Genomic DNA, 16129 nt, shown 5'->3' with positions numbered 1-16129 from the left:
GCAGCACCGCGGCGATGGCACGCATTGCAGCGCCGTCGATCGCCACATCGCGCAGGATCAGCGCGCGGGCACCCGCATTTCGCGCCTCGCGCAGCAGCCGCCGTGCGGCGTCCTGCGCCATGTCGCGGTCGAGCAGCGGCGTGCACAAGGTGCCGTAGGGGTGGGCGCTGACCAGCGCCGGCAGCGGAATGCCGTAGGCGCGCCACATCGAGATGACAGGCATCAGGCCGGTCAGGCGCAGCGCGCGATCCGGGGCCGATGAGGGTTCGCTCCACGCGCAGAGTGCGGAGGCATGGGTGCGGCCCCGTGCCGAGGCATTCACCGCCAATTCCCATTCGGGCAGATAGTAGCCGTTAGGCTCGACGGCGCGTTCGGCCAGCGCCCGCCACTCGCTCGCGGGCACCGCTGTCAGCGGTGCGAAGCCATCGCCGCGCGGCTGAGCCGCCGTTGCCCGCTGGCCGGCGGCATCTTGTACCGCCGCGCGGCGCAATGCTGAATTCGCGACCTCGACCACGTCCCCGTTTCCCCGCCCTGAGCGCCATTGGCGCCCCGCTATCCCCGCGCGTTGCCGGAAAATCCTAAGGGAAACGTTGGAAAATAGGGTTGGCGCCGGGAATCAATTCGAGCGGTAGCGTTAACCGCGCGTTTAGCGTGCGGAACGCCCGGTTCGGCCAGCGGCGGGAGATGCTTTCCCGATGGCTGGTGCAGGGGCGATGAAGACGAAGCCATCATCGATACCGAAGACTTCGAGCGGTAGTATTAACCGTGCGTTGATCGTTGGCCCCCCGGCGCTCACGCCAAGTGGCAGATCATCGATCGATCGGGTGGCAGGAAATGATCTGCGTCTACCACGGTTTGTCCGGTCGAAGCATCGGTCGCCTTGATCGCGATGTCGACGGGATTTGGCGGCAGCATTGCGCCTGCCGCCTCAACCGACATGCGCAGTTCACGGGTCTGGTCCTGGCCGGCGTCGACGAGCAGCCTGCCATCGGCGCCGCGCACGATGCCGACAATGTGCACGGTCGCGCCCGGCAGGCTGCTCGGCCTTTTTCAAGGACATGCGCGGCTCGCCGCGGTCGCGGCGATAGGTCACGTTAAGCGCCCACTCGTCGGTCAGGGCGGCCTGGATCCGCGGCCAGGGACACATGTAGATGCAGACCTGCTCGCGCGCATGGCCCGCGAAAGTGTAGGTGGTGGCGATTAGGATCGCGATCCACATACGGCGAAGCGGCCGTAGACGGCTTGCGGATAAACCTTTTTGCGGGGCGCATAAAGGGATTCCTAGATGATGGTCTCGCTCATGTCTTCCCCGCAAATCCCGGATCTGGTCTGTGTTGTTCGCCACATGCCTGTTTATCGCGATCGGCGCCTTTTTCCGGGGTGATGCGCTATATCGGCTGGTAGCTCTCCGACCCGCAGTTGTCGGAGGCCTCGGCGTGCCTGCGGTCGATGATGACCCCGTCGCTGATCGTGATCCGGTAGGTCTGTGCGCCGATCGGTCTGCCGGTCGCGGAGGTCAGCTCAGCGGTGACGCAGGCGGTCCATCCCGGTCCGACGGGCACGTGGTGCGGCGGCGCGACCTGAATTTGGCGCGGGTTGGAGGAGGCGACGAATACTGCATCGAGATTTTCGCGCACCAGCTTTCCGACATCCGGGAGCGGTTCGGGCGGCGGCGGTTCGACGCTTTTGACCCGCATGAACGCCGGCACCGGCGCGCGGCTGTCGGCAAACGCGCAGGCCGCCAGTACGAGTGCTCCGCCTGCCATTACCGCCACCCGAACAATGAACCGCGGCATGAAAGCTTACCCTGCGCCGATCTTCGATTATGCCCGGTCGCGGTCCCCAGGCGAGAATAATTGTGATCAACAGTTGCTGAAGCGGGCCACCGAAAGCGCTATCATGCGTCGCGGTCGCGTTGTATTTTTGCCACGATCCGGTCGCAGCGAAAGTTCTGACATCACAGGGAGACAGCGGCGATGAAGACCTTGACGATGGCCGCGGTGGTGCTGGCGTTGATCGCGGTACCCGCGCTTGCCCAGATGGGCGGCAAGCGGCACAAGGGCGATGACAGCAAGACCGAGCAGAAGAAGCCGCAAGTCGACGACAAGGCCTACCAGGCTGCGCTTAAAAGAATTCCGGAGCCGAAGGAAAAATATGACCCTTGGTCGGTCGCGCGGCCAGCGGAACCTGACAAGAAAACCAAATAGGCTTCAATCCGTCCGGAACATGCGCGGGGCTAGTCGAACGCGACTCTGATCTGCTTTTCGTTCTTCCAGACCGCGCGGCAACGGCGGATGAATTTATCGGTCTCGATCACCAGGGTGAACGACTTGGGCAGGCCGACCGGACTGGCAATATCCAGTCGCGCGCCATTCGACGAGATGCTCCGGACCACGCAGTCAATACCACCGCCGCCGTCAAACGTCAGCGTACCGCGTTTGAGCACTCTTTGTCTGGTTGCTGCCCGCTTGTCGATCGTGTCGTCGTGCATAGCCGTCGTTCCCATTTTCAGCGGTTATGCTGATGACGATACCATCGCCAAATTTCGGTCTGGTAAATTCGATCGAAACCCCGGCAGCATGTGGATTTATAGATGCTTTACGATGACGCGGGTCGGCGGCTTGTTGGTCAGACAGCTGTAAAAGGATCGATGCGTCGCGGGCGGTGCCGTCACAACATCGCAAAAGCGCTTGAGACCATCGCCACCGGCTTGTTGTCGGTGGCGCTGGACAAGGTCACACGGCCGAAACTCATGGTGCGTCCGAGCCGCACCACCCGCGCATCCGCCAGCACGTCCGATTCCGTAACGGCACGTATGAAATGCGTGGTCTGATCGACGGTGGTCATCGGCCGGTAGCCGCGGTTGGCCGCCAGGATCGCGAACACCATGGCGGTGTCGGCGAGCGCCATCAGTGCCTGACCGCAGACGATGCCGCCGCCCCGGCACAGGCGTTCCGAGAACGCCATGCGCAGGATCGCCCCCGGCTGCCAGTCGGCAGCAGCGCCCGGCGGCGGCACGCATTCGACGCTGTCGATCGACAGCCCGAGGTCTTGCACCCAGGGCGCGAACACCTCGCCGAGAACGCGCCGGGCTTCCTCGATATTGAATTCCGCTGCGTTTGGCTCGTATGACATCAACGGGAGTTTCCTTCGCCTGCGGGGCTGACCGAGTTTGGCCGGACGATGTGAGGGGGCATTCTAGGACGCATTTGGCGCAAAGGGACACTTGCTTTGCGCCGCTCAAAAATGTTGACTAGATTCCCTCAAAGGGGATATCGGGAGCTGGGTGACCATGTTCGGGCGATTGGCACTGATTTTGAGCGTGGTCGCGATGGGGCTCGCCCTCAATGGCTGCACCAGATGCGGCCCGTTCTGGGAAGACTGGATGCAGTCGCCGAAATCCTGCAAGTCGGACCATCTTTAGGGCAGGATCAATCGGCGACAAATAGGAAACCAGCGATGCTGCATCGACGCTGGCGCGGCCCGCAAGGTACGCTTGGCGCAGCGATGCCCACGGTGGTATATTTGGTGCGAAAATGCAGGGAGCATCTCCATGAAGGTTTTTCGCGTGGCGGCTGTCGTCGCAGTTCTGGCAGGGCCGGGTTATGCGCAAGCGCAGACGCCCCACGTCAACATGATCCCTGAACTCGCCTCCAAGACGCCGGAAGAGAAGGAAGCCGATGAGGCGAGAGACAAGGCCTACAAGGAATCGCTGAAGAAAATACCGGACACCAAGGCGTCTTCCGACCCCTGGGGCAATGTGCGCAGCGTCGATGCGCCCAAGGCATCGGCTCCGGCGAAGCCGCGGACCAAAACCGGCAGCAACGCGAATTAAGCGTATCCAGTGCGGTGACCGTTCCTTCGCGCAGTTGTGCGCTCCCCGGGGATGAGGTCTAGGCCCTAATGGTGAGAAGGCCGCCGTCGGCCGTTCGGGCGAAGGCGCGGCGTCTCGAACCCGTAAGGCCACTTGAAGCGCGATCGTCAAGGCCGATCTGGAGGGCGCCGTCCCCCGCGCGGTCAGGCCAGAATGACGGATTGATCGACCAGCGTCTGGTAGCACTCGCAGGAGATCCGAAGCAGCGCTGCCCGGTCCAGGATTTTGATCACGCCGCGCGAATAGGTGATGGCGCCCGAGCTTTGTATCTTGCTGGCCACCTCAGTCACCGAGGTCCGCCGCACGCCGAGCATTTCCGCCAGGAATTCCTGCGTCAGATTGACGGTGTCGCTGGCCGCCCGATCCGCGCTTTGCAGCAGCCAGCGGCAGAAACGCGCCTCGATCGAATGCAGTGCGTTGCAGGCGGCGGTGACCCGCGCCTGCGACAACAGCACCTCGTTGTACCGGATGCACAGATTGCGGATGGGATCGCTCGATGCCGCCACGGTCCGGAAATGGGTGGCGGCGATTTTGCTGCAGGCCATGGGCATCTGCACCACGACGCGAACCAGCGATTTGTAGAGACCTAGCCCGGCCATGGCGCCGACCACGCCTTCGCGCCCGACGGTCGCGGTTTCGATCGCCTTGCCGTCGCGCAGCACGGCGAGCAGCGACAGCATGCCGTAATGCGGGAAGTAGATCTGGTCGACCTCGTCGCCCGACTCGGTCAGCACATCTCCTTGCGGCAAGGAGAGCGTGGACAGATACGGCGAGAGCCGATCGAAATCATCGCGCGGAAGGGAGGCAAGCAGTCTGTTGTCCAGGGAAAGACCGGGGTTCGAAACGGACATTGGCACTGCGGTATCCCGCCCGGTCGGTCGGGCCGATGTACCGCAGGGGTGGATGGACGCTCCGAGAGGGCGGTCCGCGGAAGCACCGACTATAGGAAAAACAAACCGCGCTGTCCGTCCGGTAGCCGTCATAGCGCCCTCTGTGCTGCGCCCTGACTAAACCGCAATTGACTGGCCGGGGCGCGCTTTCGCGGCTCCATATCGGTGGTCGGAAAGCGGACACAGGAGATGGCCGATGGGTCTTCTCGGGCCTATCCGACTTTGCTCACCAGCCGGTTTTTCTTGTCGGCCCTGGGCGCGATGGGAGTATCGCCGAGCAGCCGATCGAACTCCAGCTTCGAAATCTCGTAACACTCACAGGCGCGTTGGCGCAGTGCATCGTGATCGAGGATCGTGACATGGCCGCGCCGATACCGGATCAGCGCGGCTTTTTGCAAGGACCCCATCACGTCGCTGACGGTGGTTCGCCGCACACCCAGCATCATTCCAAGGAATTCCTGCGTCAGCAGAAAATCGTCGGTGGGCATCCGGTCGCGGGTCATCAAGAGCCAGCGGCAACAGCGCTGTTCGACCCGGTGAAGATGCGCGCAGGCGGCCGATTGCGCGACCTGGTTGAAGAACGCATGGGCATAGCGGAGCATGATAAGGTTCAATGTCCGGTGCGAAGCGAGTTTGGCGCGGAAAATGCCGGCGTCGATCATCAGCGCCGTTCCCGGAACCTGCACGTAGACCGATGACGGTGCCTCGCGGTCGCCGAGACAGACCGGCAGCCCCACCATTCCTTCGCTGCCGATGGTGCCGACTTCCGCGCTCGATCCATCGGATGTCGTGAGCACCAGCGAGGCGACGCCTTCGACGGGGAAATACACCTGCTCGATCGGCCGCGACGCTTCATAGAGGCTTTTGCGATATTCCAGGGCTACCTGCGACAGGTGTGGCCGCAAGCGCTCATAGTCGTCATCCGGCAACAGCGAGAGCAGCCGGTTGGTCCGTCGCGTGCAATCAAGCATGACCATGGTCTTCCTTCGTCGGCGGGGAATGTTCGGGCCGTCCCTCAGGTTCCGCCCCGATCTTGCCGGCCGGCCCGCCAAACCGCCGTATCGTCATTGGTGTGGTGATTTTCCAGGACGCGGGCCCGTGCAGCGAATTCATCGGCAAGTCTGATAAGACTCTCGCACAAGCTGGGATCGATGGAGCCACGGGCAAGACGGCGGCAACGCTCCGCCTGTTCGCGTAGGTAAAAGGACTGTGCCATCGGACCCACTCGCAACAAGGCGGGAGTCCCATTCGGGGCTCTCGGTCGCCGGCGCTTGAAGGAACCTTGCCGGCCCGCATGGGACGATACAGGCTTTATGTCCGCTAGGCGACATAAATTTCTGACTACGGAAGCGCCGCCGAGACTCGGATTGGATGGTGGGGGGCGCTATATTGAGCAAGTCGATATGGTACGGAGTTGCGACTTGGCTACTCGCCCGCGCGATCTGGCAGACCGTTTGGCCGGCCGGCGCAAGCCGAACGACGGCTATCTGCGCGAGACCTTCAACCTGCCGCGCGACCAGGCGCGCACCAGGGCGCGTGATTTCCTCACCCGCTATCCCAAGGCCGCTTATATGAGCGGGGTGGAAAGCTGGCGCGAACTGCCTGGTGGCAACATTGAATTTACCATGCGGCGGTTGCCGAGCGCCGATTAGCGCATGTTGCGCAAGAAAAGAGCGGGCCCTCGGATTTCACCCGGGATGGGTAACGGCTTTCCGAAAGGAGCCTGCTCAATCTGAGAGATGGGATCATGATCCGATTCATTCTAATCGGATCATGATGTTGGCGTGGCCGTTTTGAACATCAGTGTCTTGGGATGGCGCCAACTCTGTTAAGATTTTTTCGATATCGGATACTCAAGCACCATTTATCCTTTGCTGGGAGAAACCATGGCAAGACACCGCAAGGACCTCGGAGAGCGTGTCCATGTCCGGGTCGAGATTCACAAGTCCGGCTATTTGATCCTGGCGCCCGACGCGCCCTGGATCGAGTGCCGGGTCGTCGACGTCTCCCACTCAGGCATTTGCCTCGATGTCGGCGCGTTGGCGGTTCCGGAACTCTTCGGCATCGCGTTCACCTCTGGTGGCGAGGTCATTCGGGTATGCGCCCGGGTCTGGCGCCGGGGCCAAGAGATGGGCGCCCGCTTCGTGACCGCAAAGGAGCTGCGGACGGGTTTGGGCACGGCTCCGGCAGCGGCTCCGAAGCTTGAAGCGTCGGTCGGCTGAGAGAGCCGGGGAGAGCCGGCGCGGCTATTTCCCGATATCGCGAGACGGCTTGCCGTCCGCTCCTAATCGCTCCTAATCCACCAGTTCCGCCGTCAGGCGAATTCGAAATACCGGATGCTTGGACTCGTCCAGGAATTCCATCTGCCATTCGGAGTTCGGCTTAAGCCTGCGGGCAATGCTACCGACCAGATCACCGCAAACGCGGGTCAATTCTTGCCAAGCGGCGTCGCGGTCGGCGAACTCGGCGCCGTGGTCGCAGGCGCCGGAGTAGGGACCATTTTGAATGCGGAAAAAATAAAGCGGCATGGCATCAACGCGTTAGAGTTGCTGTGGGTTTGGAAAAGTGGCGCAAGTAAACGATGCGATGCAGTGGATTCCTAAATCCTGGCCGGAGCAACTCCGGGGTGTTGCGGTGTTTTACCCAGGTGCCAGGTTCCAGGTCGGCGGTCATTCGCTCTCGGTAATCCGGATCAGTCCGTCGCCGGTCACGATTGGGCCTTTGGCGGTCACGGCGACATAGCCGAGGGTGACCAGTTTTGCCAGATGAGGATCCGGGATGTGGGCGTCGGGCGAGCTGATGGCGACCTCGATCAGCGAAGCGAATTCTTCGGGCGTCAAAAGCTTCGGCGTATGCACGGTCATTGCTGAACTCTTGGTTCGGAGGCGCGGCGCGGCCGCCAGCTACCGGGTTGGCCACGCGAACGAGCCCCGAACTGCGAGGTCCGGGGCTCATTGTCAACGTCGTAGCTTCCCGTCGGGCAGTTCGGCAATGACGGAATATTTCTAACGCGAACGGCGGCGTGACACCTTGAGTCAGATCAAAAGGGTCAGATAACCAAAAGAGTCGGATCAAAAGACTCAGATCAGAAGAGTCAGAAATGTCGGCTCATCGAGGAGGAGCAGGACGCTGGCCAGGACAAACGGCAAAACCAGCGTCTCCGCCACCATGCGGATGCGAAATACCGGTCTGTCGGTCGCATCCAAAGCCTCAATGCTCCATTCGGAGTTTTGCCGGAGGCCATTGCAGCTTCCGCCAATGAGGTCACCGCAGATCTTGGTCAATTCGTTCCAGGCATCGTCACGGCATGAGAACTCGCACGCCTCGGAGGCGCTGCAGCGTTCGCCGTCGTGGGTCCGGAACGAATAGAGCGGCATGGCGAACGCCAATCGTTGAGGCCGCTCCAAAACCATGGGACTAGGCCTAAAAAGACCTCTCGAAGCTTAAGCAGATTCCTATTCTTGAAAAAGCGCAATCCGTAGAACTACGGAGAACAAGGCGAACTCCCGAGGAATCAAATCCTCAGGATCCGTAGCCCGTAGAGCGTAAAACTACGTGGCAGGCTCGCGCGCGGCTTTCTTGAGCTCGCGGTCAATTCGCAGCTGTACGCGGCGGATCGCCAGCAAGGCGATCCGCGTTTCCGTCCGTCCGGATTTGATCTCGTCGCCAAGCTGGAATTGCCATTTCCAGACGCCGGGCGTTGCCGTCATTGCAACCGTGTATTCCACGCCTCTATGATTCATGGGCCATCTCCCCACCAAGAAACCTCCGTTGCGACCTACAATAAAACTGTAAGTTGCATATGGTCAATATTGCTCACGTTCAGAAACTGCCAGTGCCCCGTGTGTAAGGCGCTGACCGTTTCAGCAGGAGATCGCAATCTGGGGATTACGGGACTGGGTGCGGCGGGGTTTCAAAACGCGCCGGGATTAATTGCCCCGGGCGTTCCATTACGCTCTGGCCGCGTCCTATCAGGCCAGCGGTTCCGCGACCAGCCTCAGCCGGTAGACCGGGGTGCCGGCCTGATCGCTGACCTCGATCTGCCAATTGCAGTCGCTGTCGACCTCACGAAGCACGTCCGGCATTAGATCGGCACATAGGCCGATGGCTTCTTTTTGGGCGGCTGCCAGATCCGGAAGTCGTGACGTGACCGGAGTGTTCGAGAATTTACCCTCTTTGACGCTGAAGGAATAGGTCTGCATCGGTGTTCCCCCATTTCAGCCCAACCGGTTGGAGCGGTCATGAAGCCAAAGGTTGCTTGACGAACTCGGTATTTTTACGACCAGGGCGTTAATAAATTCAAAACATGACTTCAGAGTTGCGACCGGGCGGAGCCCGATTCGCTGCGCGGCAAGAGCGCTGCCACCGTTCTAATGCAGCCTGCCCGAGAGGGACAAGGGCACGCTTTTACTGCGCCTCCGGCCTCGGCACGGAGGCAGCTTCTATGACGAGTTGTTCGAGCTTGGCGCACATAGGGCACTTGAAGAACACGGCCTCGAATTTCGCGTCTACCGGCTGCCGGGCAACGCGCTTCATCTTGGTTCTGCAGATGGGGCAGGGTTCACCGGCTGATTCCATGGTCGTCAATCTATCGCGCGACGAATGTGACAGTCATTTGAACTTCCGTAGAATTACGGAATTTTGATTGCGCGGCTTGGTGGTGCAAGCCCGAGTTCCGAAACGTTCCGGTTCAGGCAATCTGCGTAGAACTACGGAGCTTTGTTCACGCTTACGGTCACATCGGATTTTCCGATTCCCCCGCTGACGATTTGAGAAGACTGCCTGGGCCCAGAAACGACCCCTCCCGATCCGACTATGTTGTGGGTCGGTGCCGCGGCTCAATCCGCCGACAGTCATATGCCCTGCGCCATGCTTTGTTCTCCGTGGAACTACGGAGATCCGTCCCGGAGTGTTCACCCCCTGTTTCAAACCAGACGGCACATTGCCGGCTTATACTACTATAAGTAGAAAATCGCCGATGTCGCCCGTCACCAAAAGAACATATTGCGAACCCGGAACAAATAGGGTACAGCATTCCGGCCTACCATCCGTTTGTCCCCCCAGCGAATCCCCGCCATAAGGAGTACTACCAATGTCCGCTACTGCCCTGCGTATCGTCGAAGGATCCTCCATGGACAAGACCAAGGCCCTTTCTGCCGCGCTCTCCCAGATCGAGCGCCAGTTCGGCAAGGGTTCGGTGATGAGGCTCGGCAAGAACGACCGCTCGATGGACATCGAGACCATCTCCTCGGGTTCGCTCGGGCTCGACATCGCGCTTGGTGTCGGCGGCCTGCCGCGCGGCCGGGTGGTGGAAATTTATGGGCCGGAATCCTCGGGCAAAACCACGCTGGCGCTGCACACCGTCGCCGAGGGCCAGAAGAAGGGCGGCATCTGCGCCTTCATCGACGCCGAACACGCGCTCGATCCGGTTTACGCGCGGAAGCTCGGCGTCAATATCGACGAACTCCTGATCTCGCAGCCCGATACCGGCGAGCAGGCGCTGGAAATCTGCGACACGCTGGTGCGCTCCGGCGCGGTCGACGTGCTGGTGGTGGATTCGGTGGCGGCCTTGGTGCCGAAGGCCGAACTGGAAGGCGAGATGGGCGATGCGCTGCCCGGCCTGCAGGCGCGACTGATGAGCCAGGCGTTGCGCAAGCTCACCGCCTCGATCAACAAATCCAACACCATGGTGATCTTCATCAACCAGATCCGGATGAAGATCGGCGTGATGTACGGCTCGCCGGAGACCACCACCGGCGGCAACGCGCTGAAATTCTATGCCTCGGTCCGGCTCGACATCCGCCGCATCGGCGCGATCAAGGAGCGCGACGAGGTGGTCGGCAACCAGACCCGGGTCAAGGTGGTGAAGAATAAGCTGGCGCCGCCGTTCAAGCAGGTCGAATTCGACATCATGTATGGCGAGGGCGTCTCCAAGATGGGCGAAATTCTCGATCTCGGCGTCAAGGCCGGCATCGTCGAGAAATCCGGCGCCTGGTTCTCCTATGACAGTCAAAGGCTCGGCCAGGGCCGCGAGAACTCCAAGGCCTTCCTGAAGGCCAATCCCGACATGACCGCCAAGATCGAGGCGGCGATCCGCCAAAACTCCGGCCTGATCGCCGAGCAGATCCTGGCCGGCTCGCCCGAGCGCGACACCGACGCCGACGTCGAGGAGCCGGCTGAGGAGTGATCCGCCGTTTGCCCCGGCAGTTCCACAGCTTGGCTTTTAAATTCTCTGCTGGATAAAATGGGTCCCGGACGCGGTGCATCGTGAAGGACGTTGCACCGCGTCCGGGACGCGGGTTGTTGGAGCGGCCGCTTGCTCCGTTGCCCTCACTCCGCCGCCTCTGCATAATCCTCAACCGGCGGGCACGAGCAAACCAGGTTGCGATCGCCATAGACGTTGTCGACGCGCCCGACCGGGGACCAGTATTTGTCGACCCGCGAGGTGCCCTTTGGAAAGCAGCCCTCGGCACGTGGATAGGCGCGCTGCCACGCATCCTCGACGATGTCGTGCACCGTGTGTGGCGCGTGGCGCAACGGCGAGGACTCGACCTTGAAGCGGCCGCTTTCGATCTCGGCAATCTCGCGCCGGATCGCGATCATGGCGTCGCAAAAGCGGTCGATCTCAGCCTTGGATTCGGATTCGGTGGGCTCGATCATCAGCGTGCCCGGCACCGGAAAGCTCATGGTCGGTGCGTGGAAGCCGTAATCGATCAGCCGTTTGGCGATGTCGTCGACGGTGACGCCGCAGGAGGCCTTCAAAGGCCTGGGATCGACGATGCATTCGTGGGCGACACGGCCCCTAGCATTGCGGTACAGCACCGGAAAATGCGGATCTAACCTGGTCGCGACATAGTTGGCGTTGAGGATCGCGATTTCGGTGGCGCGGGTCAGGCCTTCGCCCCCCATCATCAGGATGTAGAGATAGGAAATCGTCAGGATCGACGCCGAGCCGAATGGCGCCGCCGAAACCGGCCCGACGCTCCGCGGCATCTCACCATCGGTGACGGGGTGTCCCGGCAGGAACGGCGTCAGATGGGCTTTGACGCCGATCGGTCCCATGCCCGGGCCGCCGCCGCCGTGCGGAATGCAGAAAGTCTTGTGCAGATTGAGATGACTGACGTCGGCGCCGTAATCGCCGGGCCTGGACAGGCCGACCTGCGCATTCAGGTTGGCGCCGTCGAGATAGACCTGTCCGCCATGGCCGTGCACGATGTCGCAGATCTCGCTGATGTGCTCCTCGAACACGCCATGGGTGGAGGGATAGGTGATCATGATGGCGGCGAGATTTTTGGCATGCTGCCCCGCCTTGGCGCGGAGGTCGCCGACATCGACGTCGCCGCGCGCATCGCAGGCGACCACGACGACCTCCATGCCGGCCATGCTGGCGGAGGCAGGATTGGTGCCGTGTGCCGAGGAGGGGATCAGGCACACCTTGCGATGGGCCTCACCGCGCGCGGCGTAATAGGCGCGGATGGAGAGCAGCCCGGCATATTCGCCCTGCGCGCCGGAATTCGGCTGCAGCGAGATCGCGTCATAGCCTGTGATGTCGCACAGCCATTGCTCCAGCCGCCCGAACAGCGCGTGATAGCCATCGGCCTGATCGCGCGGCGCGAACGGATGCAACTGGGAAAATTCCGGCCAGGTCAGCGGCATCATCTCGGTGGTGGCGTTGAGCTTCATGGTGCAGGAGCCCAGCGGAATCATCGCCCGGTCGAGTGCGAGATCGCGGTCCGAGAGTTTTCGCATGTAGCGCAACAGTTCGGTCTCCGAGCGATGTTCATGGAACACCGGATGGGTAAGGAACGGGCTGCCGCGCTTCAACTCGGCGGGCAGCGCATCGCGCACGCCGGTCTCGATGTCAGCGTAATCAAGCCTGCCGCCGAACGCGCGCCAGACCGCCTCGACGATGGCAGGCGTCGTGGTTTCGTCGAGCGCGATGCCGAGCGTGCCGTTGCCGATGCGCAGGTTGATATTCTCGGTCAGGGCACGGGAGCTGATCTCGCTCTGCTTGCCGCCGGCGTCTACCGTCACGGTATCGAAAAACGCCTGACAATGCGGCGCAAAGCCGAGCTTGCGCAATCCCGCCGCCAGCACGGCGGCGCGCCGATGCACCATCCGGGCGATCTGGGTCAGCCCCTCCGGGCCGTGATAGACCGCATACATCGAGGCGATCACGGCCAAAAGCACCTGCGCGGTGCAGATGTTGGAGGTCGCCTTTTCCCGCCGGATGTGCTGCTCGCGGGTCTGCAGCGCCAGCCGATAGGCAGGCTGGCCGCGCGCATCGATCGACAGCCCGACGATGCGCCCGGGCAGCGCGCGTTTGAACTGATCACGCACCGCGATGTAGGCGGCGTGCGGTCCGCCATATCCCATCGGCACCCCAAAGCGCTGCGCCGATCCGATCGCGATGTCGGCGCCGAGTTCGCCAGGTGAGGCGAGCAGTGTCAACGCCAGGAGATCGGCGGCGACCACGCTGAGCGCGCCCTTGGCGCGCAAGCTTGCTATCGCCGGCCTGAGGTCGCGCACCGCGCCCGACGAGGCCGGATATTGCAAGAGGCCGCCGAACACCTCGGCGCCTTCCAGATCGCTTGCGGGATCGCCGACGATCAGTTTCCAGCCCAGCGGCTCGGCACGGGTGCGCAGCACCGCCAGCGTCTGCGGATGCACCTCGGCATCGACGAAAAAGGCTTTTGCCTTCGACGGTGCGGCGCGTTCCGACAGCGCCATCGCTTCGGCGGCCGCGGTCGCCTCATCCAGCAGCGAGGCGTTGGCCACGTCGAGCCCGCTGAGATCGCAGATCATGGTCTGGAAGTTGAACAACGCTTCCAGCCGGCCCTGGCTGATCTCGGGCTGATAGGGCGTGTAGGCCGTGTACCAGGCCGGGTTTTCGAGGATGTTGCGCTGGATCACCGTCGGCAGAACAGTCCCAGCATAGCCCATGCCAATCAGCGAGGTGAACACTGGGTTGCGCGACGCAAGCTCCCTCATATGCGCCAGCGCCTCCGTCTCGCTCAGGGGTGAGCCGAGATCGAGCGGCAGTTTCTGCCGGATCGCCGACGGCAGGGTTTGTGCCATCAATGTCCCAAGGCTTTTGACGCCGACGGTTTCCAGCATCGCCGCGATGTCGCGAGGGGAAGGGCCGATGTGACGGCGCGCGAAGGTGCTGGCGGCATCACTGGCGGGTCTACGGTGCTCGGTCATCGCGTGTTCCTCGTTGCGCAAATTGCATCATTTGTCGTCACGCCGTATGTGCCTTATACGCGGCTTCATCCATCAGGCCGTCGAGTTCGCTTTTGTCAGCTATCTTCATTTTGAAAAACCAGGCCTTGCCGGCGGCATCGGAATTGACCAGCGCGGGCTGTTCGGGGAGCGCACCGTTGATTTCCAGCACATCGCCCGAAATCGGCGCGTAGACATCAGAAGCCGCCTTGACCGATTCGACCACGGCGGCGGCTTCCGCCTTTTTCAGGCTGCGGCCGACTTTCGGCAGTTCGACGAACACCACGTCGCCGAGCTGGGTCTGGGCGTAATCGGTGATGCCGATGGTGGCGACGTCGCCCTCGATACGGAGCCATTCGTGGTCTGATGTGAACAGCCTCGTCATGACAGATCCTTCAGCGTTTGTAGCCATTGGGGACAAAGGGCACGGACGAAACACAAAGCGGCAACCGCTGTCCGCGCAATTCGGCGAACACAGTGCTGCCGGAAGCCGTGTGCGCGGCGGGCAGGTAGCCCATCGCGACCGGCGCGTTGAGGCTCGGACCAAACCCGCCCGAGGTAACCGCGCCAATGGGCAGGGTTGCAGTCGCGTATTCGAAAAGCGGCACGCCTTCGCGCACCGGTGCGCGGCTCTCGGGCCGCAGTCCGACGCGGCGGCGCGGGGCGCCGTTCTCAAGCTGATCGAGAATTCTGTCCGCGCCGGGAAAGCCGCCGGCGCGTGCGCCACCATTGCGGCGGCTTTTCTGAATGGACCATTCCAGCGCGCCTTCCACCGGCGTCGTCGTGGCGTCGATGTCGTGGCCGTAAAGGCATAGTCCGGCCTCGAGCCGCAGGCTGTCGCGTGCGCCAAGTCCGATTGGCAGCACGTCGACATCGGCAAGCAGCGCGCTCGCCAGCCGCTCCGCCTCGACGGCCGGCACCGAAATCTCAAAGCCGTCCTCGCCGGTATAGCCGGAACGCGAGACAAAACAGTCGATGCCGTCGACGCGGCGCGGACCGGCGTCCATGAATCGCATGGCCGCAACGTCTGCACATAATTTCGTCAGTACCGCTTCCGCCTTGGGTCCCTGCAGCGCGATCAGCGCGCGATCGGCGAGCGCCTCGATGCTGCAGGCGTCAGCGAGGCCGGCGCGCAGATGGGCCTCGTCGTCAGCCTGGCAGGCGGCGTTGACCACCAGGAACAGACGGTCGCCGAGATTCGCCACCATCAGGTCATCGAGAATGCCCCCGGCCGCATTTGTGAGCTGTGCGTAGCGCTGCCGTCCGGGTGCTACCGAGAGGATATCCTGCGGCACCAGCCGTTCCAGAGCCCGCGCCGCATCCTCGATGTGGCCGGATTTCGGGCGGAGCACGATCTGGCCCATATGCGAAACGTCAAACAGGCCGGCGGATGAGCGGGTATGCAGGTGTTCCCGGAGCACACCAGTTCCGTACTGCACCGGCATGTCATAGCCGGCGAACTCCACCATCTTGCCGCCGCGCGCCAGGTGCAGCGCGTGCAAAGGGGTATGTTTCAGCTCGGTTTTGTCAGCGTACACAAGCATCAAGGGGCCCTCGCGGTTCTCACGGGATGATTCCCGTAAAAGCCCGTCGAAGCCCCATCTGTCGCTGTGCCTGAGAGTATTATCCCGTCGGCGGACGCTTCCGGGTTTTCAGGCCCTTTGGCGTCTCTTTCCAGATGCAGTCAAGTCACGCGGTCCGTTTGCCTGAGAGTTTCCGGGGCGGTTGCTCCTTCGGCGCCGGCTTACCTCAGCCGATCTCTCCCGACGTGACTGTCTAAAACAGATAGGACAAGAACACGCTCGCGCCAAGGCTGTCAACGCAGCTGCGTCAGCTTTCAACGGTTCTTGTGCTGATGCGGCAAGCCCCTGATCTCTTGCACACTTTCTGGACAGCGCGATCCCCAATGTCTAAAAGCGTGCTCTGGAGAAAGACCCAGAGATGGCGAATTCAGGGCTTTTTGCGATTGGACCAAAATGAGCGGCGTTAACGAAATCAGGTCGACATTTCTTAACTTCTTCGCCGCCAACGGCCACGCCATCGTGCCGTCGTCGCCGCTGGTGCCGCGCAACGACCCGACGCTGATGTTCACCAATGCCGGCATGGTGCAGTTCAAGAACGTCTTCACCGGCGTCGAGAAGCG

21 protein-coding genes, 2 pseudogenes and 1 riboswitch are annotated in these 16129 nt (G+C 62.1%); of the genes and pseudogenes, 7 read left to right on the top strand and 16 right to left on the bottom strand.

Going from position 1 to position 16129, the window contains the following annotated elements:
• The 4 genes and pseudogenes from ABSG20_RS12930 to ABSG20_RS12915 form a co-directional block, all read right to left on the bottom strand.
• Positions 1-514, bottom strand: a pseudogene (locus ABSG20_RS12930) (GNAT family N-acetyltransferase); the annotation flags it as partial.
• 278 nt (positions 515-792) lie between these two features.
• Entirely contained in the window at positions 793-1020 is a 228-nt protein-coding gene (locus tag ABSG20_RS12925) for a hypothetical protein (protein ID WP_423864895.1), read from the bottom strand.
• A 19-nt stretch (positions 1021-1039) separates the two neighbouring features.
• Positions 1040-1219, bottom strand: a pseudogene (locus ABSG20_RS12920) (4Fe-4S dicluster domain-containing protein); the annotation flags it as partial.
• A 169-nt stretch (positions 1220-1388) separates the two neighbouring features.
• Positions 1389-1796 (bottom strand): hypothetical protein, encoded by a 408-nt coding sequence (locus tag ABSG20_RS12915; protein WP_423864893.1) that lies wholly within the window; start codon positions 1794-1796, stop codon positions 1389-1391.
• A 180-nt stretch (positions 1797-1976) separates the two neighbouring features.
• Here ABSG20_RS12915 and ABSG20_RS12910 point away from each other — a divergent pair, with 180 nt between their 5' ends.
• Complete coding sequence (locus ABSG20_RS12910) at positions 1977-2207, top strand: hypothetical protein (RefSeq protein WP_423864892.1); 231 nt, start codon at positions 1977-1979, stop codon at positions 2205-2207.
• Positions 2208-2236: 29 nt separating this feature from the next.
• On the opposite strand, the gene ABSG20_RS12905 is transcribed toward ABSG20_RS12910, so the two are convergent.
• Together ABSG20_RS12905 and ABSG20_RS12900 are read right to left on the bottom strand one after the other, a co-directional pair.
• Positions 2237-2491, bottom strand: coding sequence for a PilZ domain-containing protein (locus ABSG20_RS12905; protein ID WP_423864891.1), 255 nt, complete (start codon positions 2489-2491; stop codon positions 2237-2239).
• Positions 2492-2670: 179 nt separating this feature from the next.
• Positions 2671-3135, bottom strand: coding sequence for a PaaI family thioesterase (locus ABSG20_RS12900; protein WP_423864890.1), 465 nt, complete (start codon positions 3133-3135; stop codon positions 2671-2673).
• A gap of 157 nt (positions 3136-3292) precedes the next feature.
• On the opposite strand from ABSG20_RS12900, the gene ABSG20_RS12895 reads away from it, so the two are divergent.
• Together ABSG20_RS12895 and ABSG20_RS12890 are read left to right on the top strand one after the other, a co-directional pair.
• Positions 3293-3424, top strand: coding sequence for a peptidylprolyl isomerase (locus ABSG20_RS12895; protein ID WP_423864889.1), 132 nt, complete (start codon positions 3293-3295; stop codon positions 3422-3424).
• A gap of 129 nt (positions 3425-3553) precedes the next feature.
• The gene (locus tag ABSG20_RS12890) at positions 3554-3835 is read left to right on the top strand and encodes a hypothetical protein (protein ID WP_423864888.1); all 282 of its coding nucleotides are present in this window, start codon (positions 3554-3556) and stop codon (positions 3833-3835) included.
• Positions 3836-4017: 182 nt separating this feature from the next.
• Here the strand turns inward: ABSG20_RS12890 and ABSG20_RS12885 are convergent, their stop codons facing one another.
• Together ABSG20_RS12885 and ABSG20_RS12880 are read right to left on the bottom strand one after the other, a co-directional pair.
• Positions 4018-4725, bottom strand: a complete 708-nt coding sequence (locus ABSG20_RS12885) for a Crp/Fnr family transcriptional regulator (protein WP_423864887.1) — start codon at positions 4723-4725, stop codon at positions 4018-4020.
• 251 nt (positions 4726-4976) lie between these two features.
• Complete coding sequence (locus tag ABSG20_RS12880; protein ID WP_423864886.1) at positions 4977-5741, bottom strand: Crp/Fnr family transcriptional regulator; 765 nt, start codon at positions 5739-5741, stop codon at positions 4977-4979.
• Positions 5742-6185: 444 nt separating this feature from the next.
• On the opposite strand from ABSG20_RS12880, the gene ABSG20_RS12875 reads away from it, so the two are divergent.
• Positions 6186-6416 carry a hypothetical protein gene (locus ABSG20_RS12875; RefSeq protein WP_423864885.1) on the top strand — a complete coding sequence of 77 codons (231 nt, stop codon included), beginning with the start codon at positions 6186-6188 and terminating at the stop codon, positions 6414-6416.
• Positions 6417-6650: 234 nt separating this feature from the next.
• Positions 6651-6986: a hypothetical protein gene (locus ABSG20_RS12870; RefSeq protein ID WP_423864884.1), complete on the top strand. Its 336-nt coding sequence runs from the start codon at positions 6651-6653 to the stop codon at positions 6984-6986.
• A 72-nt stretch (positions 6987-7058) separates the two neighbouring features.
• Here the strand turns inward: ABSG20_RS12870 and ABSG20_RS12865 are convergent, their stop codons facing one another.
• The 5 genes from ABSG20_RS12865 to ABSG20_RS12845 form a co-directional block, all read right to left on the bottom strand.
• Positions 7059-7292 carry a DUF6894 family protein gene (locus tag ABSG20_RS12865; RefSeq protein ID WP_423864883.1) on the bottom strand — a complete coding sequence of 78 codons (234 nt, stop codon included), beginning with the start codon at positions 7290-7292 and terminating at the stop codon, positions 7059-7061.
• 141 nt (positions 7293-7433) lie between these two features.
• Positions 7434-7628 carry a hypothetical protein gene (locus tag ABSG20_RS12860; RefSeq protein ID WP_423864882.1) on the bottom strand — a complete coding sequence of 65 codons (195 nt, stop codon included), beginning with the start codon at positions 7626-7628 and terminating at the stop codon, positions 7434-7436.
• A gap of 216 nt (positions 7629-7844) precedes the next feature.
• Positions 7845-8141 carry a DUF6894 family protein gene (locus ABSG20_RS12855; RefSeq protein WP_423864881.1) on the bottom strand — a complete coding sequence of 99 codons (297 nt, stop codon included), beginning with the start codon at positions 8139-8141 and terminating at the stop codon, positions 7845-7847.
• Between the two features lie 174 nt (positions 8142-8315).
• Positions 8316-8507, bottom strand: a complete 192-nt coding sequence (locus tag ABSG20_RS12850) for a hypothetical protein (protein ID WP_423864880.1) — start codon at positions 8505-8507, stop codon at positions 8316-8318.
• Positions 8508-8735: 228 nt separating this feature from the next.
• Complete coding sequence (locus tag ABSG20_RS12845; RefSeq protein ID WP_423864879.1) at positions 8736-8966, bottom strand: DUF6894 family protein; 231 nt, start codon at positions 8964-8966, stop codon at positions 8736-8738.
• Between the two features lie 890 nt (positions 8967-9856).
• On the opposite strand from ABSG20_RS12845, the gene recA reads away from it, so the two are divergent.
• Entirely contained in the window at positions 9857-10951 is a 1095-nt protein-coding gene (recA, locus tag ABSG20_RS12840) for a recombinase RecA (protein WP_423864878.1), read from the top strand.
• A 143-nt stretch (positions 10952-11094) separates the two neighbouring features.
• Here the strand turns inward: recA and gcvP are convergent, their stop codons facing one another.
• Genes gcvP through gcvT form a run of 3 tightly spaced genes read right to left on the bottom strand, consistent with a single transcriptional unit; the run spans position 11095 to position 15530 of the window.
• Positions 11095-13968 (bottom strand): aminomethyl-transferring glycine dehydrogenase, encoded by a 2874-nt coding sequence (gcvP, locus tag ABSG20_RS12835; protein ID WP_423864877.1) that lies wholly within the window; start codon positions 13966-13968, stop codon positions 11095-11097.
• A 37-nt stretch (positions 13969-14005) separates the two neighbouring features.
• Positions 14006-14371 carry a glycine cleavage system protein GcvH gene (gcvH, locus tag ABSG20_RS12830; RefSeq protein WP_423864876.1) on the bottom strand — a complete coding sequence of 122 codons (366 nt, stop codon included), beginning with the start codon at positions 14369-14371 and terminating at the stop codon, positions 14006-14008.
• Between the two features lie 10 nt (positions 14372-14381).
• Positions 14382-15530, bottom strand: a complete 1149-nt coding sequence (gcvT, locus tag ABSG20_RS12825) for a glycine cleavage system aminomethyltransferase GcvT (RefSeq protein WP_423864875.1) — start codon at positions 15528-15530, stop codon at positions 14382-14384.
• A gap of 140 nt (positions 15531-15670) precedes the next feature.
• A riboswitch (glycine riboswitch) is annotated at positions 15671-15763 on the bottom strand.
• A gap of 199 nt (positions 15764-15962) precedes the next feature.
• Here gcvT and ABSG20_RS12820 point away from each other — a divergent pair.
• Positions 15963-16129, top strand: a 167-nt coding sequence (locus ABSG20_RS12820) for an alanine--tRNA ligase-related protein (protein WP_423864894.1), incomplete at its 3' end; no start/stop codon positions are given.

Origin of the sequence: Bradyrhizobium sp. (assembly GCF_049512235.1) — a bacterium.
Classification (GTDB): Bacteria; Pseudomonadota; Alphaproteobacteria; order Rhizobiales; family Xanthobacteraceae; genus Bradyrhizobium.
The sequence above is the reverse complement of the archived record's forward strand: the minus strand, read 5'-3'. Positions and strand labels throughout refer to the sequence as shown.

Bases quoted from the DNA above. Each gene is read 5' to 3' on its own strand.
- recA (WP_423864878.1), top strand. From the start codon at position 9,857: ATGTCCGCTACTGCCCTGCGTATCGTCGAAGGATCCTCCATGGACAAG.
- ABSG20_RS12880 (WP_423864886.1), bottom strand. From the start codon at position 5,741: ATGGTCATGCTTGATTGCACGCGACGGACCAACCGGCTGCTCTCGCTG.
- gcvH (WP_423864876.1), bottom strand. From the start codon at position 14,371: ATGACGAGGCTGTTCACATCAGACCACGAATGGCTCCGTATCGAGGGC.
- ABSG20_RS12855 (WP_423864881.1), bottom strand. From the start codon at position 8,141: ATGCCGCTCTATTCGTTCCGGACCCACGACGGCGAACGCTGCAGCGCC.
- ABSG20_RS12905 (WP_423864891.1), bottom strand. From the start codon at position 2,491: ATGCACGACGACACGATCGACAAGCGGGCAGCAACCAGACAAAGAGTG.
- ABSG20_RS12895 (WP_423864889.1), top strand. From the start codon at position 3,293: ATGTTCGGGCGATTGGCACTGATTTTGAGCGTGGTCGCGATGGGGCTC.
- ABSG20_RS12890 (WP_423864888.1), top strand. From the start codon at position 3,554: ATGAAGGTTTTTCGCGTGGCGGCTGTCGTCGCAGTTCTGGCAGGGCCG.
- ABSG20_RS12870 (WP_423864884.1), top strand. From the start codon at position 6,651: ATGGCAAGACACCGCAAGGACCTCGGAGAGCGTGTCCATGTCCGGGTC.
- ABSG20_RS12860 (WP_423864882.1), bottom strand. From the start codon at position 7,628: ATGACCGTGCATACGCCGAAGCTTTTGACGCCCGAAGAATTCGCTTCG.
- ABSG20_RS12885 (WP_423864887.1), bottom strand. From the start codon at position 4,725: ATGTCCGTTTCGAACCCCGGTCTTTCCCTGGACAACAGACTGCTTGCC.
- ABSG20_RS12915 (WP_423864893.1), bottom strand. From the start codon at position 1,796: ATGCCGCGGTTCATTGTTCGGGTGGCGGTAATGGCAGGCGGAGCACTC.
- ABSG20_RS12850 (WP_423864880.1), bottom strand. From the start codon at position 8,507: ATGAATCATAGAGGCGTGGAATACACGGTTGCAATGACGGCAACGCCC.
- gcvT (WP_423864875.1), bottom strand. From the start codon at position 15,530: ATGCTTGTGTACGCTGACAAAACCGAGCTGAAACATACCCCTTTGCAC.
- ABSG20_RS12845 (WP_423864879.1), bottom strand. From the start codon at position 8,966: ATGCAGACCTATTCCTTCAGCGTCAAAGAGGGTAAATTCTCGAACACT.
- gcvP (WP_423864877.1), bottom strand. From the start codon at position 13,968: ATGACCGAGCACCGTAGACCCGCCAGTGATGCCGCCAGCACCTTCGCG.
- ABSG20_RS12900 (WP_423864890.1), bottom strand. From the start codon at position 3,135: ATGTCATACGAGCCAAACGCAGCGGAATTCAATATCGAGGAAGCCCGG.
- ABSG20_RS12910 (WP_423864892.1), top strand. From the start codon at position 1,977: ATGAAGACCTTGACGATGGCCGCGGTGGTGCTGGCGTTGATCGCGGTA.
- ABSG20_RS12865 (WP_423864883.1), bottom strand. From the start codon at position 7,292: ATGCCGCTTTATTTTTTCCGCATTCAAAATGGTCCCTACTCCGGCGCC.